Source organism: Arthrobacter sp. H-02-3, from assembly GCF_003097355.1.
Classification (GTDB): domain Bacteria; phylum Actinomycetota; class Actinomycetes; order Actinomycetales; family Micrococcaceae; genus Arthrobacter; species Arthrobacter humicola.
Genome location: NZ_PYUI01000023.1, coordinates 39,513 through 59,054, shown reverse-complemented (window position 1 = coordinate 59,054; position 19,542 = coordinate 39,513). Strand labels below are relative to the sequence as shown.

Sequence of the window (19,542 nt, the reverse complement as noted above, 5' to 3'; positions counted from 1 at the left end):
TAACTGTAAGAATGGTTCCATGACTCACGCTGATGCCTTCCCCGCCCCTGTCGTCGAATGGTCCAAGCCGGAGCAGGAACGTGCGGGCAAGCCGCTGATTGTCCTGCTCCACGGCTACGGCGCCAACGAACAGGACCTGCTCAGCCTGGCGGACATGCTCCCGCAGGAATTCGCGGTAGCCTCCGTGCGCGCCCCGATCGCCATGGGACCGGGCTTCACCTGGTTCCCGCTGACGGCGTCCATTGACTATTCGCTCGACGCCGTCAAGGCCGCCACGGCGTACGTGCAGGACTGGATCGACTCCATCAAGGCCGACCACCCCTCGGTGACGCTGCTCGGATTCTCGATGGGCATGGCCATGGCCACCACGCTGCTGCGGCAGCGGCCGGCGGACTTCGCCGCCGTCGTCGGGCTCTCAGGTTTTGCCGTCGACGCCGGCGGTGACCCCAGCTTCCGCGATGCCGAACTGGACGGCACCGTGCCGATGTTCTGGGGACGCGACCAGCAGGACCCGGTGATCACCCCGGACAAGATCGAGTTCACCATGGGCTGGGTGCGCAAGCACGTGAAGCTCACCAAGGTCCTGTACACCGGCATGTGGCACGGCATCAACCAGCAGGAAATCGGCCACGTCTCCGAGTTCCTCACGCACGCGGTCCTCAACTCCAGGAAGTAGCCGCCAGGACGGCTGGCCAGGGGTAAGCCGGCTAGGATCCTGCGGGCGCGCTGATCCGCACGGTCTGGCCGTTCACCGTGACGGTGTCGCCGTCGTGAAGCTGCCGCCCGCGGCGCTCATCAATTTCGCCGTTGACCTTGACCAGCCCGTTCTTGATCAGGTCCGCGGCCTCCACACCGTCCTCCACCAGATTCGCGAGCTTCAGCAGCTGGCCCAGCCGGATCATGGTGTCGCGGATGGTGATGTCTTCAATTTCCGGATTGCTCATATAGGCAATGATGCCTGACCTAAGGTGGCACCAATGACGCACACACCCCGGCTCCCGCTCATCGCGGGGCTGCCTATGGCCGTCGCGGCGGGGTTGTTCATACCGTTGCAGGGCCGGATCAACGGCGCGCTCGGGGTGGAGCTCCGCGACGGCATTGGTGCCGCCGTCGTCAGCTTCAGCACCGGGTTAGTGGTGATGGGCGTCATTTCCGTGGCACTGCCCAAGGGCCGGGCCGGGCTGGCCCGGATCCTGCCGGCCGTGCGCGAACGGCAGTTTCCGCGTTACTACGTCCTGGCCGGCTGCATCGGGGCGCTTTTCGTCTTCGCCCAGTCCTTCACCGTGGCACTGCTCGGCGTTGCCCTCTTCACTGTGGCCGCCGTGACGGGGCAGACCCTCAGCGGTCTGTTGGTGGACCGGATGGGAATCGGGCCCGCGGGGAAGAGGCCCATCACCGGTATCCGGGTGCTCGGCAGCGTGCTCACCGTCGCCGCCGTTGCGTGGGCGGTGTCGCCGAGGTTCAGCGCCGGAGAGTCCGTGCTGCAGCTGCTTCTTCCCGTGCTGTTGCCGCTTCTGGCCGGGTTCCTGATGAGTTTCCAGCAGGCCATGAACGGCACCGCCACCGTCCACTACGGGTCCCCGATCGCCGCGACCCTCGTGAACTTCATCGCCGGGGCCGTCCTGCTATGGGCGGCGTGGCTGGTCAAGCTCGCCGTGTCCGGTGCCGGCAATCCGCTGCCGGGGCAGTGGTGGTACTACCTCGGCGGGCCGCTCGGGTGCGTCTTCATCGGCGTCGGCGCCCTTCTGGTCCGCAGTCTGGGCGTGCTGGTCACGGGCCTCGGGATGATCGCCGGGCAGCTGCTGGGATCCCTCGGACTGGACCTGGTTTTCCCGGTCCCCGGGACCGTCGTCGCGCTGCCCACCGTCCTGGGCACCCTGCTGACGCTCGGTGCCATCATCCTGGCCACCCTGCCCTGGCCGCGGGGCGCACTGAAGCGGTAGCGTGCCGGTAGGCTTGGAGATTGCATCGCCCTGTTCGTATCGCACACTTCGCATCGCACTGTTCGTATCACCCCGTCCGGCAACCAGCCGGCGACCCGGGCCTGACACCGCGGACCGCACCCAGCGGCCCTGTAGAAATTGGAGTTACCATGGCAGCAAAATCCGTCCTCGACCAGATCATTTCCCTCGCCAAGCGACGGGGTTTCGTTTTCCAGGCCGGTGAAATCTATGGTGGCTCGCGTTCTGCCTGGGATTACGGGCCCCTCGGCGCCGAGCTCAAGGAAAACATCAAGCGCCAGTGGTGGCAGTCCGTGGTCCGCGGCCGCGAAGACGTTGTAGGGCTCGACTCCTCCGTCATCCTGCCCCGCCAGGTCTGGGAGGCCTCCGGCCACGTCGAGGTCTTCTCGGACCCGCTGGTGGAGTGCCTGTCCTGCCACAAGCGCTACCGCGCGGACCACCTTGAGGAAGAGTACGAGGAGAAGAAGGGCCGTCCGGCCGAGAACGGTCTCAAGGACATCGCCTGCGCCAACTGCGGCACCCGCGGCCAGTGGACGGAGCCCCACGAATTCTCCGGCCTGCTCAAGACCTACCTCGGCCCCGTCGCCAGCGAGGAAGGCCTGCACTACCTGCGGCCCGAAACCGCCCAGGGCATCTTCGTGAACTTCAGCAACGTCCTGACCACCTCGCGGAAGAAGCCGCCGTTCGGCATCGGCCAGATCGGCAAGTCGTTCCGCAACGAGATCACGCCGGGCAACTTCATCTTCCGCACCCGCGAGTTCGAGCAGATGGAAATGGAATTCTTCGTCGAGCCCGGCACCGACGAGCAGTGGCACCAGTACTGGATGAAGGAACGCATGTCCTGGTACACGGGCCTGGGCATCCGCGAAGAGAACCTGCGCTTCTTCGAGCACCCGCTGGAGAAGCTCAGCCACTACTCCAAGGGCACCACGGACATCGAATACCGCTTCGGTTTCCAGGGCTCGGAGTGGGGCGAGCTCGAAGGCATTGCCAACCGCACCGACTTTGACCTCTCCACCCATGCCAAGGCTTCCGGCGCGGACCTGAGCTACTTCAACCAGGCCACGAACGAACGCTACACCCCGTACGTGATCGAGCCCGCGGCCGGCCTCACCCGCTCGTTCATGGCCTTCATGATCGATGCTTACACCGAGGACGAGGCCCCGAACGCCAAGGGCGGGGTGGACATCCGCACGGTGCTCAAGCTGGATCCGCGCCTGGCTCCGGTGAAGGCAGCCGTCCTGCCGCTGAGCCGCAACGAGGACCTGTCCCCGAAAGCCAAGGACCTCGCCGCTCAGCTGCGCAAGAGCTGGAACATCGAGTTCGACGACGCCGGCGCCATCGGCCGCCGCTACCGCCGCCAGGACGAGATCGGCACCCCGTTCTGCATCACCGTGGACTTCGAGACCCTCGAGGACCAGGCCGTCACCATTCGCGAACGCGACACCATGAGCCAGGAACGCGTCTCCCTGGACAAGGTGGAGGGCTACCTGGCCGCGCGGCTGATCGGCGCCTGATCATGGCCATCGAATACCGGGAATGGCGGGAGGGCGACGACCTCGCGCTGCTGGAAGTCTGGGGCGGCCCGGAGACCGTGCAGGCCGGGCAGTTCCGCGGCACCCTGGCGCCCTCGGGCAATGCGCCGTGGCGCCGCTGCATTGTGGCCGAGGACGTCGTCGACGGCGTCGCCATTCCCGTGGCGGCGGCCGTGGTCCACGAGGCCTCGCTGCACCCGGAACGGCTCTGGGCGTATATCGAGGTTGCCCGGGACCACCGCCGCGCCGGCATTGGGTCCACCCTGCTGACCATGCTTCGGCACGAGGCTGCCAAGTCGCCGTCGGGAGTGTCCAAGCTCCGCTGCAAGGTGGAGCCGGGCACGCCCGGGGCGGCGTTTGCCGAGGCCGCGGGCATGGCCCCGATCCAGCGCTCCCGCCTGATCGTCGTGGACCCGGCGCCGCTGAAACTGCCGGTGTTCGGCGACGGTTCCGAGTCGGCGGCCAGCGACCAGGTCGAAGACCTGGCCACGGGCTCGGTGGAGCTCAGCGACGTCGTTGGCCGGTACTACACGGCGGTGCACACTTGGGACAGCCCGGGTGAGTTGAGCGTTGCCATGGTGCAGCGGTTGTTCCTGGATGACCTCAGCGGCGCCCACGGCGCGATTGTGCTGCGGGCACCCAAAGCCAGTGCCTTCGGGCACGGCATAGCGGCGAGCCGCAAGGGCCGGCTGGAGGGGTTCGCCATCAGCTACGCGCAGGGCACTCCAGGCGCCGGAGCCGACGCCGATGGTGCCGGTTCTGCCGGACCCGCTGCGCCTACCGAGGTGTTCCTCGGGCACGAGCCCAAGCTCGGCGAGGACGAGGCCCGCGTCGCCGTGCGCGATCTCCTGGCCCTGATCGCCTACCAGCACCCGGTAATGCTGGAACTGGACGATGCGATGACCGCCCTGCGCGCCGTCGTCGAACCGCTGCTCGAGGCCGGCAAAGCTCACGTCCAGGGCTCCGAAACGCTCGTGGTTGCGGACCCGGCCTAGCCCTTAACCCGACTGACTCGCAGTTGCGGCCGTTTTGAAGCGTGATAACGGCCCCAGCTGCGAGTCAGTTTGCGTTGAGGGCCTGATCTATCGGCGCCTGGCACCGGGGCGCCGCGGGCCGTCGGCCGCGTCGAGGCGGCGCCGTTCCTCCTCGGTCGGGGCGCCGCCGCCGAGCGCGGCGGGCATCCACCAGGCCCCGGGGTCCGGTTTCAGCGGGAAGTCCGCCATACCGACGTCGATCCCGTGCTGGAGGGTCCTGGCCAGCTGCGCGGTGGCCGGCTGCGCGTCCTGTGCCGGGTCCGGGAGCGAGTCCGGCAGGATCGGCTCGCCCACGTGGATACGCACCGGGGCGCGCCAGGCGCGCCGCGGCGAGAATCCGTGGTGGCGGGTCATCAGCCGGTGCGCGCCCCAGACGGAGACCGGGATGATCGGCACACCGGCTTCGGCGGCCATCCGTACGGCGCCGGTCTTGCATTCGCGCACGGTGAAGCTGCGGCTTACCCCGGCCTCCGGAAGGATGGCAATGTACTCGCCCGCCAATAGCCGGGCGACCGCGGCGTCGTAGGCGTGGACTCCGGATCCGTAACCGACCACCACGTGGCCGGCCGCGCTGACCGCGGGCCCGGCAAACCAGTGGTCGGCGGCTCCCTGCGTCACGAGGTAGCGCATCTGGGCACGGTTGTGCCGCCACAAGATCATCTCGGCGAAGGCAAAGTCGAGGTAGCCGAAGTGCGTGATCGCGACGACCGCGCCCTGGCCGGGCACCACCCGGCGGGACGGGCCGCGTCGGGAGGCCTGGGGGGAATCATTGAGCGGTCCGGGCTGGGGCAGGTGCTCCCGCCCCGTGACGAGGACGCGGATCCGGAACAGCCAGCGCAGGGCGAGACCGGTGCGGACGATGAACCGGTAAAAGCGGTCGCTGGGCCCTGGTCTCCACTTCATCGGCCGCCGGCCCATGCCGGCACCTGCCATGCCGGCGGCCGCCACGCCAGTCCCGCAGCGCAAGTGCCGGCCACATCAGCGCCCGCCATATCAGTGCCCGCCTGCGCGCCGCCGGGGCGGCAAGGGCAGGAACCCGGACGTGGATTCGATGTATTCCTTATAGCCGGGCCGTGCAGACATCGCTTTTTCGGTCAGCGGCTTCCCGGTGCGGCCCGCCAGTGCCCAGATCATCAGGGCGGGGGAGAGGATGGTCAGGACACCGGGCCACGAATCGGCGGTCACGAGGAAGAGGCCCGCCCAGACCGCGGCGTCGCCGAAGTAGTTCGGGTGGCGGGTGTAGCGCCACAGACCGGTGTTGAGGACCGTGCCGCGCTTGGCGGGATCGGCCTTGAACTGCGTCAACTGCCAGTCCCCGACCGTCTCGAACACAAAACCAAGAACCCAGAGCAGGACGCCGAGGAACGCCAGCCAGCCCAAGCTGCCGGTGGCGAACATGCCGACCTGGATAGTGAGCGAGACGAAGAACATCACCATGCCCTGAGGCAGGTAGACCCGCCGGAGCGCGTAGACGTTGCGTGATCCGGGTGCGGCGGAGAGCATGTCCACGTAGCGCGGGTCCTCGTGGCCGCCGCGTGCACGCACACCGATATGGACGGCGAGGCGAATGCCCCACACCGCAACCAGCGCCAGAAGCAGCAGCCGGCGGCCGGCGTCGCCGTGGCCGGCGGAGAGTACCCAGGAGATGGCCGCGACCACCACGAACCCGAGGCCCCAGACGGTGTCGATGACGGAATGGCGGTTCTGCCGCACGGCAACGGCGAAGGTCAGCGCCAGCAGCACCGCCAGTCCCGCGATGACCCACGGCAGGCTGGCGAGGAAGGCATCCAGCGGGAACGGCTGCATCACAGCACCACCGGCATGCGAGTTCCGGTGGCCGGCAGAATGCTGCGCAGTGCGTCCGTGGCGCCGGAGACGTCAGCCCCCGTGCTTTCCCCGAAGGCGTCCAGGATGAAGTCATCGGCGAGTGAGTTCCACAGCGCTACCCGGCGGAACATGAAATGCCCGGCCCCCGTGAGAGAGACGTACACAACAGAGGCGGCCACGCCGTCGGCCCGGCGTGCGTAGTCCAGCGAATTCGACGGACTGGTCCAGCGATCCTCCGTGCCGTGCACGATCAGGACCCGGCGGTCGGCGACGGGTTGGACCGGCGTTTTGTGATTGAGCCACGGGGCGAGCGCGACGACGACCTCCACCTGCGGATCGTCGGCCACGCAGAGTGCCGTGAGGCCTCCCATGGAGTGGCCCAGCAGATACACCGGAACGCCGGGATGTTCCTGACCGATCCGGGAAAGCGCCCAGCGGGCGTCCTGAACGGGGGACATGTCCTCCCCGTTCCAGCCCCTGTACCGGTTGCGCAGGGTCCAGACGGCGAGACCGTGCGGTCCGCCTTGCCGGTTCAGCGCCCGGGCGAAGGGCAGCATCCGGGCCGGGCTCAGGTGCCGGCCGCGGACGGGATCGTAGCTGTCCGCGCGTCCGCCGTGCAGGACCAGGGCGACTCCGCGGGTCTCCCCGGCCGCATCGGCGATGGACAGCACGGCCTTGGCGGCAGGTCCGGAGCGGCCCGCCTCCGGTTCGCGGTCGTCTAGTTTGCGCTTGGCCACGCGTGTCCTTCCCGTTCTTCGTCCGTCAATTACCAACCATAGGTTGCAGCCTCCGCCCGTCAAGGGAAACGCTGCCTAGTGTGAATTCGGAGCCGGGGCCCCCGGCGATGGGTACGGGTGATGCCGGACCCTTGACGGGGGAATGCGCGAGGAGTATGCCTGTGCACGTAAACCTCCGGGCGCCACGCCGGCTGGGAGCGCAGAGAACCGTCCGGGTCGAATCTCACGACGAAATCGACGGTACTGAAAATGAACGGAATAAAGTTCGATACCCTGCGCGAGCAAGTCCGCGGGCCGGTCGTCACGCCCGGCGACGCGGACTACGACGCGGCCCGGGCAGTGCACAACGGCATGATCGACAAGCACCCGGCCGCTGTGGTCCGTGTGTCCCAGGTGGCGGACGTTATGGCGGCCGTCAACTTCGCCCGCGACAACTCCCTGGATCTGGCCGTCCGCGGCGGCGGCCACAGTGGTCCGGGCTTTGGCACCTGGGATGACGCTGTTGTCATCGACTTCTCCAACACGACCGGCGTCCGGGTAGATCCGTCGAACAAGACGGCGAGGACCGAGGCCGGCGCAACCTGGGCCGATTTCAATCACGCCACGCACGCCTTCGGACTGGCGACCACCGGTGGCATCATCGGCTCAACCGGTGTCTCCGGACTCACGCTCGGCGGGGGCATTGGCTATCTCTCCCGGAAACACGGGCTCAGCTGCGATAACCTCCTCTCGGCCGACGTCGTCACCGCGGACGGGAAATTCCTCACTGCGAGCGAAAGCGAGAATGACGACCTTTTCTGGGCGCTGCGAGGCGGGGGCGGCAACTTCGGCGTCGTGACCTCGTTGGAATACCGCCTGCATCCTGTGGACATGGTCCACGCGGGGATCATCATCTACCCGGCCGAGCACGCCGAAACCGTGGCGAAGTTCTACCGCGAGCACCTGGCGGCAGCCCCTGAAGAGTTCGGCGCGTTCCTCGCCTTCCATCAGGGACCGCCGGTTCCGTTCCTTCCGGAACAGTGGCACGGGAAGCCGGTCTGCATCGTGGTCGGCATGTGGACGGGCGACCTCGCCGAAGGGCCGGCCCGCTGGCAACCATTCCTCGACGTCGCCCCGGTGGCCGGATCCATGGTGGGGCCGATGCCGTATCCGGCCTTGAACTCGGCGTTCGACCCGATGTATCCCAAGGGGCTGTTGGCCTACTGGAAGGCGGCCTTCCTGACCGAACTCAACGACGGCGCCATCGACGCACACCTTGAGTTTGGCCGACGTGTGCCCAGTCTGCAGACAGCCGTTCACATCTATCCAATCGACGGCGCTGTGCACCGTGTGGGAGTGACAGATACGGCCTTCCCCAACCGGAACGCCAAGTTCTCCCCGGTCATAGCCTGCCACTGGGAGGACCCGGCGGACAGCGAGGCGAACATCGCCTGGGTACGGGATTACGCGGCGGCGCTGCAGCCGTACTCCGAGACCGCGGGCTACATCAATTTCATGGACGGCGATGATATGTCCAAGGTCGCGGAGAACTACGGACCCAATTACAGCCGCCTGCGGGAGATCAAGGCCAAGTACGATCCGCAGAACCTCTTCCACGTAAACCAGAACATCACCCCGGCCTGACCAGCCCGCCTCCGCGGCGCCGGAGCTCCGGGCACCGGGCTCAGGGCGGCGGGAGCATGCGGCGTCATCTGTCCGGAGCGGCGCCGACAGCGCCGTAGAGTTTTCGGCATGAGGTTGAACTGCTGATGGGCGCCGGACATTCGCACTCCCACGCCGGGCACCCCAGCGCCGGTCACGCGGAGCCGACGCCCCGCATGCTGGCGGCACGGAAGAAGGCCAACTGGATCCTGGCCGCCATCCTGATCCCGCTGACTTTGCTGACCCTGGCGGCCATGGCCTTCCTGTGGCCGTCGGGGAGCAAAGAGGGCATCACGCTGGCCAGCCCCTATGCGGCGGCCCCGGGCGTGACGTTCGATACCGGCAAGATCCAGCGGGTGGTCGTCGGCAGCTGTTCGGATGCGCAGACAAGCGGCGATCCCGCGGCCCAGCAGGGCGCATCCGGGGCCGACGCCGCCGTCCAGCCGCCGCAGGCGGGCTCACAATGCACGTTTGCCTACACCGAGCCGGACAAGGGCGGCAACCCGGTGAAAGTGGTCATCAACCCTGACATCGCGAAATCCCACGGCGTGAAACCCGGAGACAACATCCGCTACCTCAACCTCTCCAAGGCCCAGGGCGCCTCAGAAGCCCAGGGCGCGCCCGCCTACGTTTTCGTCGACTTCGTCCGGACTCTACCGATCATCTTCCTGGCCGTGCTCTACGCCGTCGTGGTGATTGCGGTGGCGCGCTGGCGCGGCCTGCGGGCCCTGATCGGACTCGTCGGGGCCTACGTCGTGCTCGTCTCCTTCATGCTGCCCGGACTGGTCGAAGGAAAGCCGCCGCTGCTCCTGGCACTGGTGGGGTCCACGGTGATCATGATCGGGGTGTTGTACTTCGCCCACGGTTTCTCCGCCCGGACCTCGACGGCGCTGCTGGGGACCATGTTCGGCCTCGCCATTACGTCGCTGCTGGCCGCCTGGGCCACCGACGCCGCGAACCTCGCCGGCGTGGGCAGCCACGACGCCGCCACGCTCACCAACATTTCCGACAACATCTCGATCTCCGGCATCATCCTGTGCGGGCTGATCATTTCCGGCCTGGGCGTGCTGAACGACGTCACGATCACGCAGTCGTCGGCGGTCTGGGAACTGTGGGAACTCGCCCCCGACACCAGCGCCCGGCAGCTCTTTGCCTCCGCGATGCGGATCGGCCGGGACCACATCGCCTCCACGGTCTACACGATCGCGTTTGCCTATGCCGGCGCGGCCCTGCCCGTCCTGATCCTGGTCATGCTCTACGAGCGCCCGCTCGGGGACGCCCTGACCAGTGCAGAGCTCTCCGAGGAAGTCATCCGCACCCTCGTCGGTTCGGTGGGACTTGTCCTGGCCGTGCCGGTCACCACCCTCATTGCCGTGCTCGTCGTCAAGGCCACCGGGATCAAAGGCAGCACCGCAGACCCCGCGGCCGCGCTCGCCGGTGCACCCGACGTCGGAGTGCCCGCGCTCGCCGGCGTTGGGGACGGCGGCCGGGCCGGGCTCTCCGTTGGGGCCGACGTCGGCCGGTACCCTGGCGGGTCCGCCGGGCGCCGGTCGGCGGACAGCGCGCCCGGTGCACCGGGAGGGACCGAACCGGACGACGCCGGGCCTGCCACGCGCCGGGGGCGGCGTGCCGCCCTGCGCGATTGATACGGTGTTTGGCGGCGCCCGGATTTTCCTCACAGCCCGGCCTTTCCACATAACCGACGCCGGATCCGACCGATTTGCCCGTCTTTGAGACAATGGTCTGGTGACTGTTGTAGCAACGCCTCCCGCCCCCAAGCTGGAACTCCCGCCCCTGAAGCTGGGCCCGATCACCGTGGACACCCCCGTGATCCTGGCTCCCATGGCGGGTATCACCAACTCCGCCTTCCGCAGGCTGTGCCGTGAATACGGCGGCGGCCTGTACGTCGCGGAGATGGTCACCTCGCGCGCCCTAGTGGAACGCACGCCGGAGTCGCTGCGCATCATTTCGCACGACGACGACGAGAAAGTCCGCTCCGTCCAGCTCTACGGCGTGGACCCCGTGACCGTCGGCCAGGCCGTCCGGATGCTGGTCGAGGAAGACTGGGCGGACCACATCGACCTCAACTTCGGCTGCCCCGTCCCCAAAGTCACCCGGCGCGGCGGCGGCTCGGCCCTGCCCTGGAAGATCGACCTCTTCACCTCGATCGTCCAGACCGCTGTCAAGGAAGCCTCCCAGGGCAACATCCCGCTGACCATCAAGATGCGCAAGGGCATCGACGAGGACCACCTGACATACCTCGACGCCGGCCGGATCGCCCGCGATTCCGGCGTTGCCGCCGTCGCTCTTCACGGCCGCACGGCCGCGCAGTTCTATTCCGGCCAGGCCGACTGGTCTGCCATCGCCCGGCTCCGCGAGGCGCTGCCGGACATCCCGGTCCTCGGCAACGGCGACATCTGGTCCGCCGAAGACGCGGTCCGGATGGTCCGCGAAACGGGAGTGGACGGCGTTGTCGTCGGCCGGGGATGCCAGGGCCGGCCGTGGCTCTTCGGCGATCTCATGGCCGCGTTCGAAGGCAGCGACCAGCGGCACCGGCCGGATCTGGGCCAGGTGGCCGAAAGCGTCTACCGGCACGCCGAGCTCATGGTCGAGACGTTCGGGGACGAGGGCAAGGCCCTGCGCGAAATCCGCAAGCACATCGCCTGGTACTTCAAGGGCCACGTGGTCGGGAGCGAGCTGCGGACCAAACTCGCGCTCGTCACCAGCCTCGAGGTGCTCCGCGCAACCCTGGATCAGCTGGACCTCGACTCTCCGTACCCCGGGGTCGATGCCGAGGGCCCGCGCGGCCGCGCCGGCTCGCCCAAGAAGCCCGCCCTGCCCAAGGACTGGCTGCTGAACCGGACCCTGGATGACGAGCAGAGCCGCGACATCTCCTTCGCCGAACTGGATGTCTCCGGTGGCTGAGACCCGGACCACCGCCCCCGTCCTGGACGGCTACACCTCCCGCGACTCCGCCCGGTGGGTCGAAGAGCCGCCCAAGACCACCTACCGGTCGGACTTCGAGCGTGACCGTGCGAGAGTCCTGCACTCCTCGGCCCTGCGCCGGCTCGGCGCGAAGACCCAGGTGGTCGCCCCGGATACCGACGACTTCGTCAGAACCCGGCTCACGCACAGCCTCGAAGTGGCCCAGGTGGGCCGCGAACTCGGCCGCGCCCTCGGCTGCGATCCCGACGTCGTGGACACCGCCTGCCTCAGCCATGACCTCGGCCACCCGCCCTTCGGCCACAACGGGGAAGCGGCGCTCAACGAGGTGGCCCACGCGATCGGCGGTTTTGAAGGCAACGCCCAGACGCTGCGGCTGCTGACCCGGCTTGAGCCGAAGGTCCTGGCCCCCGATGGCCGTCCGGCAGGCCTGAACCTGACCCGGGCGAGTCTCGATGCCGCCGCCAAGTACCCGTGGTCCGCCGTCAACGCGCCCGTCATCCACGGGGAGCGGACCAGCAAGTTCGGCGCCTACGAGGACGACCTCCCCATCTTCGACTGGATTCGCGAAGGCGCCCCGGAACGCCGGTCCTGCCTCGAAGCGCAGGTCATGGACCTGGCGGACGACATCTCCTACTCGGTGCACGACGTCGAGGACGCGATCGTCGCAGGGCACTTCCAGCTGCGCTGGATGGACAACCCGGACCACCGCGCCCGCGTCGTCGGGTACGCCAAGCAGTGGTACCTGCCGCACAACGACCCCGCCGCGATCGACGCCGCGCTGGCCCGGCTGGAGGCCACGAGCGTCTGGGTGCGCGAGGCCGACGGCAGCCGCAAGGCCATGGCGGCGCTCAAAGACATGACCAGCCAGTTGATTGGCCGGTTCTGCCAGAGTGCGCTGGAAGCCACCCGCGCCGTTTACGGCCCGGAGAACCTCACCCGCTACCACGCGGAACTGATCGTCCCGGACGAGACCGTCATGGAAATCGCGGTGATGAAGGGCTTGGCCACCACGTTTGTGATGACCACCGAGCACCGCCAGCCCATCTACGAGCGCCAGCGGGAGGTCCTGCACGCCCTCGTCACCGCTCTCAGCGCCACGGAGGACCGCCACCTGGAGCCGATGTTCGCCGCCGACTGGCTCGACGCGGGGGACGACGCCGGGAGGCTGCGCGTCGTGATCGACCAGGTCGCGTCGTTGACGGACGGCTCGGCGCTGGCCATGTACGAGCGTCTCGTGGGCAGCCTGCCGTCGCTCTGGTGACCAAGCCAGCCGCCTGGAGGCAGGACCACCACCCAATAGACAGGAATGTCTAAGGGTTTACAAAGGAACTCCGGGGATCATGGGAACACAGGCCTAACCGCAGAGGAAGGGGACACCCGTGGATACCCGGGACAAGGGCAGGCGACTGGCCAGCGGCATCACCGCGGCAGTCGGCATCGGCAGCCTCGCGGCTGCGGGCGTCGCCGCCGCCGTCGTGTATTCCGCCACGCCGTCCAGCGCTTCAAAGACTTCTCCTGCGACCGCCAGCTCGGTCTCTTTGGGCGGCGACCTGGCGACCGCCGGCCCGGGGCCAGGAAGCCCCGGCGCTGCGGCATCAGGCGCGGGCCCCGGAGCGGCAGAGCCGTGGCAGGTTCTGGTCCAGGACCTTCCCACGGACCGGAGTCAGCACATCGCCCTGGACCCAGGATCCGCCATGGCCACGTCCAGCACGCAAAAACGCCGGTGGAAGCACGCGGGAGCGGACGTCCACCACATTCTGGATCCCCGTTTCGGGCTGCCCGCAGAGGCCGTGTGGAAGACGGTGACGGTTGCGGCTCCGACGTGCCTGGAAGCCAATGCCTTCAGCACCGCCGGCATTGTTCGCGGCTTCGCCGCCGTCGCATGGTTCCGTTCCGCGGGTGTCACGGCCCGGCTGGTGGATCAACGCGGACGCATTGTCACCACCGGCGGCTGGCCGGCGGAGAGCAACAGCGTGGAAGTGCGTGCGTCCCGTGGATGAGGCAATGTGGGCGTTCGGCCGGGTGAGCGGCTTCATGTCCCTTGCCCTGTTCACGGTGTCGGTCCTGTTGGGCATCCTCACCCGCTCCGGCCGGCCCTTGCTGGTGCTTCCGAGGTTTTCCGTCAGCATCCTGCACCGGAACATCGCCTTGTTGGCCACGGTCTTCCTGGGGCTGCACGTCGGGTCCCTGCTGTTGGACTCCTTCGCGAAGCTGCGGCCTGTCGACGTCGTCGTGCCGTTCCTTGGCTCGTTCCGGCCGTTCTGGCAGGGCCTGGGGACCGTGGCACTGGACCTCGTCGCGGCCGTCATCGTGACAGCCCTACTACGGCAACGGATCGGGCACCGGGCGTTTAAGGCCGTGCACTGGCTCACCTACGCGGTCTGGCCGGTGGCGATGGCCCATGCACTCGGCAACGGCACGGACGCCGCCGGCCAGTGGTTTCTGCTGCTGGCGGCCGCGTCCGGCGCAGCGATCGCCGGTGCCCTGCTGTGGCGGCTCTCTTCAACGTTCCTCGAAACCGCCAGAGCCCGTGGAGGTAACCTCCAATGAGCCCGATGCCCGGCGTGCTCCCTCAACCGCCGCTGCCCAATGCGCAGCCGCTGGCGCGTCTTTTGGCCGCCGGCGCGGAGGCCGGGTACGCCCGGCACGTGGACACCTTCGGGCCTCTTGATCCCGACGCCGTCGCACCCGGGCTGCTGAACCTGCTGGACGCGTCGGGGCTGACCGGACGCGGCGGCGCCGCCTTCGCGACCTGGCGCAAGGCGCTGGCAACATCACAATCCGGGCGGAAGCGCCTTGTTCCCGCGCGGCCCGTCGTGATCGCCAACGGCGCCGAAGGGGAGCCGCTGAGCTTCAAGGACCGTACGCTCCTGGCGCACGCCCCCCATCTGGTGATTGACGGTCTGCTGGCCGTGACGCGGGCGGTCTCGGGCACGCAGATGTACCTCTATGCGCCTGCTGCCAGCCTTCCCGGGGTGCAGGAGGCCGTCTCCGGACACCCCGGGGGCCGCCGGATCCAGCTCGTGGAGTCACCGGAAACGTTCATCTCCGGCGAGGCGAGCGCCGTCGTCAACAGCATCGCCACCGGCTCCGCGATCCCGCTCGACAAAGGCCGCCGGCTCAGCGACACCGGGCTCAAGGGGCGCCCCACCCTGGTCCTCAACGTCGAAACCCTGGCCCATGTGGCCCTCATCGCACGGTTCGGCGCGGACTGGTTCCGCGAAGTCGGGACGCCCACGGACCCTGGCACGCGGCTGCTGTCCGTGTCCGGCCCAGGGCCCTGCCCGGACGTCGTCCTGGAGGTGCCCGGCGGCGCAAGGCTCACCGACGTCGTCCAATCCGCCGGCATGGACCCGGCCTCCCTGTCGGCCGTTCTCGTCGGCGGCTACCACGGCCGCTGGGTGCGGCCGGCGGCCTACGTCCTCTCGCCCCGCGGTCCCGCCGGCCACGTGGTCCGGCCCGGAGCAGGCGTCATCCACGCCTTGGGGGCGGAGCAGTGCGGGCTTGGAGCCACTGCGGGGATCGTGGCGTACCTGGCCGGGCAGTCCGCCCGGCAATGCGGCCCCTGCATGTTCGGGCTGCCCGCCATGGCGGGAATCTTCAACCGGATCGCAGCAGGAGAACAGGACCCGCGGCTGCCGGAGGAACTGGGCCGGCTCGGCACGCTTGTCTCAGGACGCGGGGCCTGCCATCACCCGGACGGAACAGCGCAGCTGATCAGCAGTGCGCTGGAGGTCTTCGCCGACGACGTGCGGTCCCATCTCACCGGGCGCTGCTCCGGATCCGGAAGCTGGACGCCATGACCGCCACCCTTCACATCGACTGGACCAGGTGCGACGGCCGCGGCCTGTGCACGGAGCTGCTCGCCGGGGTGCTCGTGCGGGACGACTGGGGGTACCCGGTGGCCCGTGGAAGGCAGGGTGCTGAGCGCACCGACGTCCCCACCAGGCCCAGCGACGCGGACGCCGCGCGCGACGCCGTCTCGCTCTGCCCGAAACTCGCCCTCAGCCTCCGGGACCCTGCTTCCGGAGGCCCGCAGCGCCGGCGCTAGTCCCCGGCCGGGCCGATCCGTGTCGGCCCGGCGTACTAGGATGGCACTGTGGCCGGCCTGATCAAACGTGAAGATATCGACGAAGTACGCCAGCGCACCGACATCAAAGAAGTTATCGATGGCTACGTGACGCTCAAGGGAGCCGGGCTGGGGTCCTACAAAGGCCTGTGCCCCTTCCACGACGAGCGCTCACCCTCCTTCACCGTGCGACCCCAGGTGGGCCGGTACCACTGCTTCGGCTGCGGCGAGGACGGCGACGTCATCTCCTTCGTGCAGAAACTGGACCACATCTCCTTCCACGAGGCCGTGGAAAAGCTGGCCCATCGGATCGGCTTCGAGCTCCACTACGAGGACGGCGGCTCCGGACCCAACCGGGAGGACATCGGCCGGCGCCAGCGGCTGCTGGATGCCCACAAGGTGGCCGACGAGTTCTTCCGGTCCCAGCTGCTGACCCCGGGCGCCGCAGAGGGCCGAAATTTCCTCTACGGCCGGGGCTTCGACCGTGCGGCAGCGGAACAGTTCGGGGTGGGGTATGCACCGCAGGGCTGGGACGCGCTGCTCAAGCACCTGCGCGGCCGCGGCTACACCGACGCCGAACTCAAGCTGACCGGCATGTTTTCCGAAGGCAACCGGGGCATCTACGACCGCTTCCGCGGACGGCTGATTTGGCCCATCCGGGACATCGCCGGTGACACCATCGGCTTCGGCGCCCGCAAGCTCTACGAGGACGACCAAGGTCCGAAGTATCTGAACACCCCCGAAACCGCACTCTACAAGAAGTCCCAGGTCCTCTACGGCATCGACCTCGCCAAGCGCAACATCGCCAAGGACCGCCAGCTCGTCGTGGTGGAGGGCTACACCGACGTCATGGCCTGCCATCTGGCCGGCATTCCGACGGCGGTGGCCACGTGCGGCACCGCGTTCGGCACGGACCACATCAAGATCGCCCGCCGGCTGCTGTCCGACGACGGTAGCGGGGGAGAGGTCATCTTCACCTTCGACGGCGACGCCGCCGGGCAGAAGGCGGCGCTACGCGCTTTCGAAGAGGACCAGCGTTTTGTCGCGCAGACGTTCGTGGCTGTGGAGCCCAGCGGCGCGGACCCGTGCGAGCTCCGTCAGTCCAAGGGCGACTCCGCGGTCCGGGACCTGATCGGAAGTCGCCGTCCGCTGTTCGAGTTCGCCATCCGCGCCACCCTCAAACGGCACAATCTGGACACCGTCGAGGGCCGGATCGCGGCCCTGCGTGAATCAGCGCCCGTGGTGGCGCAGATCCGCGACGCCGGTATCCGGCCGGCCTATGCCCGCGAACTGGCTGGCTGGCTGGGGATGCCCGTCGAGGAGGTCAGCAGGGCCGTCGGTGTGGCGACCAAACGCGCCGCACAAGGTGCCCCAGCCACTCCGGGCGGCGGCCCGGGCCGCAGCCAGGGCGGCGCTCAGGCCGGCGGACCCGGCACCGGGCATGGTCCGGGGCAGGCGGGAGCCCCGGGCCATGCCGGGTCCGGCCGCGGCTACGCGGGGCCGGGACCCGGCGTGGCGCCCTTGCCGGCGTCGGCCGTTCTTCTGTCCTTCAACCGGCCCGATCCGCGGGACCCGGTCGCGGCGATGGAGCGTCAGGCCCTCGAGGTCGCGCTCCAGGAACCCGGCATGCTGGAGGGCGAGACGTGGCAGCGTTTCTCCGAGGCACGGTTCTCCACGCCCGCCTATCTCGCCATCCACGAGGCCATCCGCGCCACCGGACTCGGGTCCGCGGGGGACCCGGTGCGCTGGGTGGAGCAGTTGCTGCAGGAGGTTCCCGAGCCGCTGCGGCCGCTCGTGTCCGAACTTGCGGTGGTGCCGTTGCCGGCAAACACGCCCGAGGGCGTCCTGCGCTACTGCAGGGACATCCTGGCCCGCCTGTTTGAGCTCCAGATCACCCGCGTGAAGGCGGAGAAGATGGGGCAGTTGCAGCGCCTGGATGCCTCGGCGGATCCCGAGGAATTCCAGCGGTTGAATCGCGAACTCATGCAGTTGGAGATGCAGCGGAGATCGTTGCGCTCGGACGCCTGAGGCGCCGATTTCGTTTCCCGGGCTGGTGTTTGCTAGGCTTATACCCGCTTCATTCCTCCTTAGCTCAATTGGCAGAGCATTCGACTGTTAATCGAAGGGTTGCTGGTTCAAGTCCAGCAGGAGGAGCGCGCAGTCCCCGTTCCGGGTTTCCGGGACGGGGACTTTTTTATACCCGGAGGGGGTATTTCGCGGGCTGCTTCCACGGGTTCTCCGGTCGATTTCCCTACCGGCAAAACCTTTGCTAATGTCATACCTGCTTCATTCCTCCTTAGCTCAATTGGCAGAGCATTCGACTGTTAATCGAAGGGTTGCTGGTTCAAGTCCAGCAGGAGGAGCGGACAGGTCCCGCGGCCGGTGAAAACCAGCCGCGGGACCTTTTTTATTGCATTCTTTTCGGGTCCTGTCTCTGATCCCTTCGGGGACCCGGGTGACCCGGCGCCCACAGTGGCCCGAGTCTTGCGTGGCCGCACTGTTCAGGGGCCGAGCGTTCAGGTGTTCCGAGTATTCAGTGACGCCACGGGCGTTCAGCGACGCCGGGCGTGAAGTCTCCACGGCCTCAGTGACCATGACCTTGGACGCTTGGACGCTTGGACGCTTGGACGCTTGGACGCTTGGACGCTTGGACGCTTGGACGCTTGGACGCTTGGACGCTTGGACGCTTGGACGCTTGGACGCTCAGACGAAGTACATTTCCACCTGGAGGAAGCGCTGGGCCTCGGCGACCGCGGCCTCGAACGCTTCTTGCTCCGTGGGGGACTTCCTGGGCTCACGAGGATGCCATTCATGCGGCGCAGAGTGCACCTGGGTGAATCCGCCCCCCGGCGGGGCATAGAAAATGCCGAACCGTTGCACGGGCCACTCCGGGGAGGTCTCGGGCGCCACCAGTAGGGCGGAGTCGGAGGCCGGGTTGTACCACTGGGCAATCGGGCGGCGCCGGTCTTCGGTGAACAGGCCTGCCGCGTACATGGCCGCCGACTGCGGGCTGGTCTGGCTGCACAGGCGATCCCACCACAGGGGCAGGATTCCGGTGTCGCACCGCTGCCACGTGGCGGGGAGGGGCTGAGGTTCCTGCCAATCGGGCATGAAACAACTTTATCTCCCGCCACGGGCGCCGAACAGAGTGCCACTGTGCCCAGTCTTGGGCGGAAGAATGAGCATGTCCCGTGGGTGCAGCTGCACCCTGGGCGCGCCGTGGGACATGCCCAGCGCTGGCCCTAACGGGTGGACATAGTGCCCCTATGCCCACCCTCCGGCGCGAAGAATGAGCATGTCCCGCGGGTGGGGCTTGAAGGATGGGCATGTCCCGCCGGGCGGGCACTAATAATGGGCATGTCCCATCGGGGGCGTCTGTAGCGCGGGGTGGCCGGGGGTCATGCTCAGTGCTGGCCCTGGCGCGTGGACATAGTGCCCCTATGCCCACTCCCGGGCGCGAAGAATGGGTATGTCCCTCAGGGGAGGGCGCGAAGAGTGGGCATGTCCTCGGGGGCGTCCGTGGCCCAGAGCAGTCGGGGGACATGCCCAGCGCCGGCCCTGGCGCGTAGACATAGTACCCCTATGCCCACTCCCGGGCACGAAGGGGCATGTCCCGCGCGGGTAGGGCTCGAAGAATGAGCATGTCCTCGGAGGCGTCTGTGGCCCAGAGCAGTCGGGGGACATGCCCAGCGCCGGCCCTGGCGCGTGGACATAGTGCCCCTATGCCCACTCCCGGGCACGAAGGATGAGCATGTACCGCGGGGCGGGCACGAATGATGGGCATGTCCCGCG

Annotated in this window: 18 protein-coding genes and 2 tRNA genes; 15 read left to right on the top strand and 5 right to left on the bottom strand. The window is 68.1% G+C overall.

All coding sequences use genetic code 11. The annotated features are described in order from the left end of the window. The first annotated feature begins 19 nt into the window (after window positions 1–19). Window positions 20–676 carry an alpha/beta hydrolase gene (locus C9424_RS18125; protein ID WP_116768261.1) on the top strand — a complete coding sequence of 219 codons (657 nt, stop codon included), beginning with the start codon at window positions 20–22 and terminating at the stop codon, window positions 674–676. A gap of 31 nt (window positions 677–707) precedes the next feature. Here C9424_RS18125 and C9424_RS18120 read toward each other — a convergent pair whose 3' ends face one another. Beyond that, window positions 708–944: an RNA-binding S4 domain-containing protein gene (locus C9424_RS18120; RefSeq protein ID WP_091249566.1), complete on the bottom strand. Its 237-nt coding sequence runs from the start codon at window positions 942–944 to the stop codon at window positions 708–710. 33 nt (window positions 945–977) lie between these two features. Between C9424_RS18120 and C9424_RS18115 the strand changes: the two genes are divergently transcribed. From C9424_RS18115 to C9424_RS18105, 3 genes are all read left to right on the top strand, one after another. Continuing rightward, the gene (locus C9424_RS18115) at window positions 978–1,943 is read left to right on the top strand and encodes a DMT family transporter (RefSeq protein ID WP_116768260.1); all 966 of its coding nucleotides are present in this window, start codon (window positions 978–980) and stop codon (window positions 1,941–1,943) included. Between the two features lie 149 nt (window positions 1,944–2,092). After that, on the top strand, window positions 2,093–3,478 hold the full coding sequence (locus C9424_RS18110; RefSeq protein WP_116768259.1) for a glycine--tRNA ligase: 1,386 nt from the start codon (window positions 2,093–2,095) through the stop codon (window positions 3,476–3,478). Between the two features lie 2 nt (window positions 3,479–3,480). Beyond that, entirely contained in the window at window positions 3,481–4,491 is a 1,011-nt protein-coding gene (locus C9424_RS18105) for a GNAT family N-acetyltransferase (RefSeq protein ID WP_116768258.1), read from the top strand. Window positions 4,492–4,578: 87 nt separating this feature from the next. Here the strand turns inward: C9424_RS18105 and C9424_RS18100 are convergent, their stop codons facing one another. The 3 genes from C9424_RS18100 to C9424_RS18090 form a co-directional block, all read right to left on the bottom strand. Next, window positions 4,579–5,433 (bottom strand): lysophospholipid acyltransferase family protein, encoded by an 855-nt coding sequence (locus tag C9424_RS18100; protein WP_116768280.1) that lies wholly within the window; start codon window positions 5,431–5,433, stop codon window positions 4,579–4,581. 90 nt (window positions 5,434–5,523) lie between these two features. Continuing rightward, window positions 5,524–6,336: a DUF1295 domain-containing protein gene (locus tag C9424_RS18095; protein WP_116768257.1), complete on the bottom strand. Its 813-nt coding sequence runs from the start codon at window positions 6,334–6,336 to the stop codon at window positions 5,524–5,526. Continuing rightward, window positions 6,336–7,094, bottom strand: a complete 759-nt coding sequence (locus tag C9424_RS18090; protein WP_237563543.1) for an alpha/beta hydrolase — start codon at window positions 7,092–7,094, stop codon at window positions 6,336–6,338. Before C9424_RS18090 ends, C9424_RS18095 begins: the two co-directional genes overlap by 1 nt. Window positions 7,095–7,343: 249 nt before the next feature. Between C9424_RS18090 and C9424_RS18085 the strand changes: the two genes are divergently transcribed. The 11 genes from C9424_RS18085 to C9424_RS18035 all read left to right on the top strand — a co-directional run bounded on the left by C9424_RS18085 (window position 7,344) and on the right by C9424_RS18035 (window position 18,113). Beyond that, window positions 7,344–8,717, top strand: coding sequence for an FAD-binding oxidoreductase (locus C9424_RS18085; RefSeq protein WP_116768256.1), 1,374 nt, complete (start codon window positions 7,344–7,346; stop codon window positions 8,715–8,717). A gap of 125 nt (window positions 8,718–8,842) precedes the next feature. Next, entirely contained in the window at window positions 8,843–10,381 is a 1,539-nt protein-coding gene (locus C9424_RS18080) for a YibE/F family protein (RefSeq protein WP_116768255.1), read from the top strand. A 100-nt stretch (window positions 10,382–10,481) separates the two neighbouring features. Beyond that, on the top strand, window positions 10,482–11,660 hold the full coding sequence (gene dusB / locus C9424_RS18075; RefSeq protein WP_116768254.1) for a tRNA dihydrouridine synthase DusB: 1,179 nt from the start codon (window positions 10,482–10,484) through the stop codon (window positions 11,658–11,660). Next, the gene (locus C9424_RS18070) at window positions 11,644–12,942 is read left to right on the top strand and encodes a deoxyguanosinetriphosphate triphosphohydrolase (RefSeq protein ID WP_175460403.1); all 1,299 of its coding nucleotides are present in this window, start codon (window positions 11,644–11,646) and stop codon (window positions 12,940–12,942) included. Before dusB ends, C9424_RS18070 begins: the two co-directional genes overlap by 17 nt. A gap of 118 nt (window positions 12,943–13,060) precedes the next feature. Next, complete coding sequence (locus C9424_RS18065; protein WP_116768253.1) at window positions 13,061–13,681, top strand: FAD:protein FMN transferase; 621 nt, start codon at window positions 13,061–13,063, stop codon at window positions 13,679–13,681. Further along, a complete protein-coding gene (locus tag C9424_RS18060; RefSeq protein WP_237563542.1) occupies window positions 13,674–14,231 on the top strand; it encodes a ferric reductase-like transmembrane domain-containing protein in 558 nt (185 codons plus the stop codon). Before C9424_RS18065 ends, C9424_RS18060 begins: the two co-directional genes overlap by 8 nt. After that, entirely contained in the window at window positions 14,228–15,484 is a 1,257-nt protein-coding gene (locus tag C9424_RS18055; RefSeq protein WP_237563541.1) for an NADH-ubiquinone oxidoreductase-F iron-sulfur binding region domain-containing protein, read from the top strand. Before C9424_RS18060 ends, C9424_RS18055 begins: the two co-directional genes overlap by 4 nt. After that, window positions 15,481–15,732, top strand: a complete 252-nt coding sequence (locus tag C9424_RS18050; RefSeq protein ID WP_116768250.1) for a ferredoxin — start codon at window positions 15,481–15,483, stop codon at window positions 15,730–15,732. Before C9424_RS18055 ends, C9424_RS18050 begins: the two co-directional genes overlap by 4 nt. A 48-nt stretch (window positions 15,733–15,780) precedes the next feature. Next, the gene (dnaG, locus tag C9424_RS18045) at window positions 15,781–17,778 is read left to right on the top strand and encodes a DNA primase (protein WP_116768249.1); all 1,998 of its coding nucleotides are present in this window, start codon (window positions 15,781–15,783) and stop codon (window positions 17,776–17,778) included. Between the two features lie 53 nt (window positions 17,779–17,831). Then, window positions 17,832–17,904: transfer RNA gene (locus tag C9424_RS18040), tRNA-Asn, on the top strand. A gap of 136 nt (window positions 17,905–18,040) precedes the next feature. Continuing rightward, a tRNA-Asn gene (locus C9424_RS18035) sits at window positions 18,041–18,113 on the top strand. Between the two features lie 340 nt (window positions 18,114–18,453). On the opposite strand, the gene C9424_RS18030 is transcribed toward C9424_RS18035, so the two are convergent. Continuing rightward, window positions 18,454–18,861 (bottom strand): hypothetical protein, encoded by a 408-nt coding sequence (locus C9424_RS18030; protein ID WP_116768248.1) that lies wholly within the window; start codon window positions 18,859–18,861, stop codon window positions 18,454–18,456. Window positions 18,862–19,542 lie beyond the last annotated feature (681 nt).

Coding starts and splice junctions, on each gene's coding strand:
- C9424_RS18050 (WP_116768250.1), top strand. CDS start 15,481: ATGACCGCCACCCTTCACATCGACTGGACCAGGTGCGACGGCCGCGGC.
- C9424_RS18120 (WP_091249566.1), bottom strand. CDS start 944: ATGAGCAATCCGGAAATTGAAGACATCACCATCCGCGACACCATGATC.
- C9424_RS18125 (WP_116768261.1), top strand. CDS start 20: ATGACTCACGCTGATGCCTTCCCCGCCCCTGTCGTCGAATGGTCCAAG.
- C9424_RS18115 (WP_116768260.1), top strand. CDS start 978: ATGACGCACACACCCCGGCTCCCGCTCATCGCGGGGCTGCCTATGGCC.
- C9424_RS18080 (WP_116768255.1), top strand. CDS start 8,843: ATGGGCGCCGGACATTCGCACTCCCACGCCGGGCACCCCAGCGCCGGT.
- C9424_RS18105 (WP_116768258.1), top strand. CDS start 3,481: ATGGCCATCGAATACCGGGAATGGCGGGAGGGCGACGACCTCGCGCTG.
- C9424_RS18030 (WP_116768248.1), bottom strand. CDS start 18,861: ATGCCCGATTGGCAGGAACCTCAGCCCCTCCCCGCCACGTGGCAGCGG.
- C9424_RS18055 (WP_237563541.1), top strand. CDS start 14,228: ATGAGCCCGATGCCCGGCGTGCTCCCTCAACCGCCGCTGCCCAATGCG.
- C9424_RS18100 (WP_116768280.1), bottom strand. CDS start 5,433: ATGAAGTGGAGACCAGGGCCCAGCGACCGCTTTTACCGGTTCATCGTC.
- C9424_RS18070 (WP_175460403.1), top strand. CDS start 11,644: ATGTCTCCGGTGGCTGAGACCCGGACCACCGCCCCCGTCCTGGACGGC.
- C9424_RS18095 (WP_116768257.1), bottom strand. CDS start 6,336: ATGCAGCCGTTCCCGCTGGATGCCTTCCTCGCCAGCCTGCCGTGGGTC.
- C9424_RS18110 (WP_116768259.1), top strand. CDS start 2,093: ATGGCAGCAAAATCCGTCCTCGACCAGATCATTTCCCTCGCCAAGCGA.
- C9424_RS18085 (WP_116768256.1), top strand. CDS start 7,344: ATGAACGGAATAAAGTTCGATACCCTGCGCGAGCAAGTCCGCGGGCCG.